The sequence below is a fragment of the Faecalibacterium gallinarum genome (assembly GCF_022180365.1).
Lineage (GTDB): Bacteria > Bacillota > Clostridia > Oscillospirales > Ruminococcaceae > Faecalibacterium > Faecalibacterium gallinarum.
The window spans coordinates 1-4,849 of the sequence record NZ_BQKV01000052.1 but is presented as its reverse complement, the minus strand read 5'-3'; the positions used below and the strand labels follow the sequence as shown (position 1 = coordinate 4,849).

The window sequence follows — 4,849 nt, the reverse complement described above, 5'->3', positions numbered from 1 at the left end:
TCCACAGGAAGCCCGCAGGTCTTGATAAGCTGGATCACGACCGGGAGGCTGGGGATCGTCCCTTTATTCTCAATGTTGGCGAGATACCGCCACTCAATACCTACCATTTCCGCCAGCGCCTTACGCGCCAGACGCCGGGCTTTCCGCGCAGCCTTTACATCCGCGCCGAAAGTTTCAAAGCCGGGGCAATCTTCTACTTTCGCCATATAGCATCACCCATTTACATTGTATAATTCATATTTGCCCAATGGAATGTTGTTATATGCAGGCTGCTTAAACTTTATAATTCATATTTGTATGTTATACGACGGTATGCTTTCAGATAGTCAAAATAGATTAATCCATTTCTCCGACTTGACAAAGAAAGCCAAAATGCTTACAATTAAAGTGTATTATTTAGAAAGAGGTGAGCATGATGTTGTTCGGAAAAGTTGGCATTGATTTCGGCTCCAAACAAGTTTATACCACGAAACATTGTGCGGAGCCTTTTCGGAAAGCTGATCTATAAACGGGGAGGTCGAGGCAGATATAGGCTGCCTTTGGTTTTATACCCTTTTAACGGATCAACAATAAGAGTTTGACTGTTTAGGCCACAGACAATGTTTTGTTTGTGGCCTTTTGTTATGCCCATTTTAGGGCAATTATGCAGAGGGCGCACGGTTTTGTGTGTCCTCTTTTTTTGAAAGGGGAATTGATATGACCGAAGAACAAAATCTATTAAGCGGGAGCGTACCAAAGAAATTGGCTGCTTTTGCGTTCCCGCTGCTTCTGGCAAATATCCTGCAATCATTCTACAACGTAGTGGATATGCTGGTAGTCGGACAAATTGTAGGTGATACGGGACTGGCAGCCATCAATAACGCATCGAAGCTATGCTATATTATTAACTCCATTTGTATTGGTATGACAATGGGCGGAGCTGTCTTGATTGCCCAATACAAAGGAGCGAATGATAAAAAAGGACAAGCTGAAACTTTCCAAACGCTGGCTATACTTTCTTTTGTGTCTGCTCTGCTTGTAACTGTTATCGGTTTGACATTTTACCAGTCGCTTTTTCGGGTATTAAATGTTCCGGCAGACGCATATCAAGATGCTTGCGATTACATGAAGATCATTTGCTGGGGAACAATATTTGTCTTTGGATATAACGCTGTGTGTTCTGTACTCAAAGGCTTAGGTGACTCCAAATCTCCCCTTTATTTCGTAGGGATCGCCACGATCATCAATATTGTTTTGGACATTTTACTGGTAGGCCCTTTTGGAATGGGAACGGCCGGGGCTGCTTATGCCACTATCACAGCACAGGGAATTTCTTTTGTGATTTCTATTTTCTATTTAAGAAAGCACAAAGTATTTTTCTCTGCTGATGTTCACAAGAAATTTACATTGCAGATGGATAAACTGGTTTCCATCCTTAAAGTTGGGCTGCCTACCGCAATTCAAATGGTAGTAGTAAACACGGCCTATCTGCTTGTAACAGGTATGCTAAATCAATTTGGTACTTCTGTATCTGCTGCTTCTGGTGTCGGATTGCAGATCAATACCTTTGCCGGTATGCCCTGTTGGGCTATCGGACAAGCGGTTACAGCGATGGTAGGTCAGTGCATGGGTGCCGGAGAGATAAAACGAGCGCGGAAAGTAGTTAAAATCGGCTTGCTACTGAATATTTCTGTAACCCTCGTTGTTGTAATCGGCGTTCAGGTTTTTGCCGAACAACTGATCCTGCTTTTTGGCAGTACCAGTGCAGAAGTAATCAATGACGGAGTGTATTATCTGCGGGTTTGCTGCGGTGTCAACAGCCTAATTTACGCTGCCATGTATACGTTGGACTCTTTTGCGATTGGGGTAGGTGCTGCAAATATCGCTATGGTCAATGCGCTGCTGGATGCGGTAATTGTACGTCTGCCGGTGAGCTGGCTTCTTGCATTTACACTAAATATGGGCTTTCCGGGTATTTATTATGGACAGGCCCTTTCTCCAATCTTGCCCGCTATTGTAGGATTTCTCTATTTTCAAAATAAGGGCTGGGAGCGAAAAACACTTATTCAAAAGAAAAGCAAAATTTGAATGTGGATAATGTCATAACCGCATAAAAATGCCATAATACATCAAAATATAACTTTTCATCTGCCGGACGACGGCAAAAGAAAAAAAGCCGTCGTGCAGCAGCTCTTTTCCCATGCCTGATTACATTACGGCGGCTTTGAATAAATCAAGGCCGCCGTTCTCTATGCCCTCATACGGAATGACGCCCTGACACTGGCGGGATCGGCGGCCCACGGAGGGAGCCGCCATGAAGCAAAGAGCGTTTCGACAAATTCCGACGGGGTATAAACCGTCAAAAAAAGCCCGTCCCCGGCAGCGGGGACAAGCGGCCATGAATATGTATTATACCATGTAAATCAACTGCATATCGCTTCTGCTTTCGCTCGGTGGGTCTGCGACCTGCCGGGCGAAATTTGTTGTTTCCTGCGGTTCTTTGGTGCGGGCCGGGGCCGCCATGTTGCTGCCAATGAAAGGAGTGGCATAAGCAGCTTTATCTTCTCACTCTCCCGCAGATCGGGGGTGAGAAGATGAACGAATACACCTTTGATTATGTGGAACGGAACCGGCTGGACGCTTTCTGCAAAACCGTTCTCCGCAACGAGGCCATCAACTACCTGTCGGAGCTGGCCCGCCGCCGTGACCGGGAAAAGTCGCTGGACACCTTGCCGCAGGCGGAAATGGACAAGCTCTGTACGCTGGACGAATACCCCAGCGACAGCTTTGTGTTCTCGGCCTTTGGCTATGACCTACATATCCGGGACGAGCTGGTGGCCGGAGCCTTTTCCACCTTGCCGGAACAGGAGCAGCAGATTTTAATTCTGCACTGTGTCGCGGCTATGACGGACGGCGAAATCGGCGGCCTTGTAGGGCTGTCCCGCAGTGCCGTCCAGCGCCACCGCACAAAGACTTTGAACGATTTGCGGCAGAGATTGGAGGACGACGGAGGGAGGAAACAGACATGAAGCAGCCCACATTCCACGGCAGGGTGCTTCTGCCCCTGTCTGTATTTGCTGACGCCCGCGCCGGTGATCCGCTGGCAATGGAGCGCATCTTACGGTACTATGACGGCTACATGAATAAGCTGTGTACCCGGACGCTCTATGAGCTTGACGGTACACCTCATGTGCGGGTGGACGAGTACATGAAACACCGTTTACAAAACAAGCTGATCCGGGCCATCCTAAAGGACAGCCTATGAGAAAACGCCGGGCGCAGGGCCAGCAGGCCGCCGCGTCCGGCGCTTTCTCATGGGTTGTTTTCTACGCATTTAGAAGTGTGTTCTGGCGGGGATTGGATAATCTGTCCCGCCTGCCCGCCGACCATGCCAGAAAAGCCTTGCTATGGCGGGGTTTTATCGGCCTAAATGCGTAGACAGGAGGGACTTTTGTGCCAAAATAACTTTGCTTGTGGCTGCTTTTGATATGAGGTACAATACATCTAATTGCTTGTTTCCTATTGGTTGACTTTTTCCCATGAAGTTAAAATATGCTCCATTGTTTTTTGGATTCCAGTTTCCTATACTATTATCAGGAGGTAGGGATAATGAAAGAAATCAATCTTGGCCGTATTCTGGTTGAAAATCGCCATAAACGTGGGATTACTCAAGACGAATTGGCCGCATATATGGGAGTATCTAAAGCCGCTGTTTCAAAATGGGAAACAGGAATGACATATCCTGATATTACTTTGTTACCGCAGCTTGCCACCTATTTTAATATCAGTGTTGATGAACTGATTGGCTATGAGCCACAAATGACAAAGGAGCAGATTCGAGTCCTATGTCGAAAATTAGCAACCGACTTTTCTACGCAGCCGATAGAAAAGGTACGGGAGCAATGCCAGGAAATTACGAAAAAGTATTTCTCCTGTTTTCCTCTTTTGTATCAGATTGGGAGCTTGTATGTAAACTATAGCCCATTGGTTGAGAATAAGGCTACGGCAAAAGAAATGTTAGAGGATGCCAGCAGGTTATTTGAACGGGTAAAGTCCGAAACAGACAATGTGGATCTGGCAAAACAGGCTCTCAATATGGAAGCACTATGCCAATTAACCTTGGGCAATCCATCAGAAGTATTAAATCTTTTGGGCGAGCCAGATTTTTCTATGACATCCACAGAACCCTTGCTGGCTTCTGCCTACCACTTTTTGGGTAATAAAAAAGAGGCCAAGAGTATTTTACAAGTTGGCATTTTCCAACATACCGTTGTGCTTATCAATCTACTATCCATCTATCTGGGGCTGTGTTTGGAGCGCAAAGAAGTCTTTGAAGAAACGGCAAGAAAATCCTATGCAATTATAGAGGCTTTTGACTTGGAGAAACTGCACCCAGGGATTATACTTCCGCTGTATTTCACGCTTGCACAAGGGTATATGAAACTGGGAAACTCTGAAAAAGCGTTGGAACTGCTGGAACGATATACAAAACTGGCAACCAGCAATATCTATCCCTTGAGTTTTCACGGAAATGAATACTTTGACCTTTTAGATGGCTGGCTGGAAAACACGCTCACAATGGGGAGCGATATGCCGCGCAATGAGATGACGATTAAGAAAAGCGCGGTAGAGTCCATTATAAACTGCAAGACCTTTGAACCGTTGAAAGACGATGTTCATTTCCAAAATATCATAAAGCGGCTGAAAACCCTTGAAGAAAATGTTAGCGTTCAGCTGAAAAAACCATTTGGGGCTCAATAGAAATCACCAAATCCGGGTCAAAAGAAAAAGCCATTACCCAAAACCTTTCAAATCCTTTATACTGAACAGTGACCAAACAACCCAGTAGAAAGGATGAAGATGAAAGGAA

General features: G+C 45.8%; 5 protein-coding genes. 4 read left to right on the top strand and 1 reads right to left on the bottom strand.

The window, feature by feature from the left end:
- Positions 1 to 206: helix-turn-helix domain-containing protein (locus tag JCM17207_RS07900; RefSeq protein WP_238315732.1), on the bottom strand; the 206-nt coding region annotated here is incomplete at its 3' end.
- A gap of 490 nt (positions 207 to 696) precedes the next feature.
- On the opposite strand from JCM17207_RS07900, the gene JCM17207_RS07895 reads away from it, so the two are divergent.
- The 4 genes from JCM17207_RS07895 (at position 697) to JCM17207_RS07880 (ending at position 4,740) form a co-directional block, all read left to right on the top strand.
- Positions 697 to 2,067, top strand: a complete 1,371-nt coding sequence (locus JCM17207_RS07895) for an MATE family efflux transporter (RefSeq protein ID WP_238317065.1) — start codon at positions 697 to 699, stop codon at positions 2,065 to 2,067.
- Between the two features lie 506 nt (positions 2,068 to 2,573).
- Complete coding sequence (locus JCM17207_RS07890; protein WP_238317064.1) at positions 2,574 to 3,008, top strand: RNA polymerase sigma factor; 435 nt, start codon at positions 2,574 to 2,576, stop codon at positions 3,006 to 3,008.
- Complete coding sequence (locus JCM17207_RS07885; protein WP_238317063.1) at positions 3,005 to 3,244, top strand: helix-turn-helix domain-containing protein; 240 nt, start codon at positions 3,005 to 3,007, stop codon at positions 3,242 to 3,244. Before JCM17207_RS07890 ends, JCM17207_RS07885 begins: the two co-directional genes overlap by 4 nt.
- 344 nt (positions 3,245 to 3,588) lie before the next feature.
- On the top strand, positions 3,589 to 4,740 hold the full coding sequence (locus JCM17207_RS07880) for a helix-turn-helix domain-containing protein (protein WP_238317062.1): 1,152 nt from the start codon (positions 3,589 to 3,591) through the stop codon (positions 4,738 to 4,740).
- Positions 4,741 to 4,849: the final 109 nt, after the last annotated feature.

Bases quoted from the DNA above. Each gene is read 5' to 3' on its own strand.
- JCM17207_RS07895 (WP_238317065.1), top strand. From the start codon at position 697: ATGACCGAAGAACAAAATCTATTAAGCGGGAGCGTACCAAAGAAATTG.
- JCM17207_RS07890 (WP_238317064.1), top strand. From the start codon at position 2,574: ATGAACGAATACACCTTTGATTATGTGGAACGGAACCGGCTGGACGCT.
- JCM17207_RS07885 (WP_238317063.1), top strand. From the start codon at position 3,005: ATGAAGCAGCCCACATTCCACGGCAGGGTGCTTCTGCCCCTGTCTGTA.
- JCM17207_RS07880 (WP_238317062.1), top strand. From the start codon at position 3,589: ATGAAAGAAATCAATCTTGGCCGTATTCTGGTTGAAAATCGCCATAAA.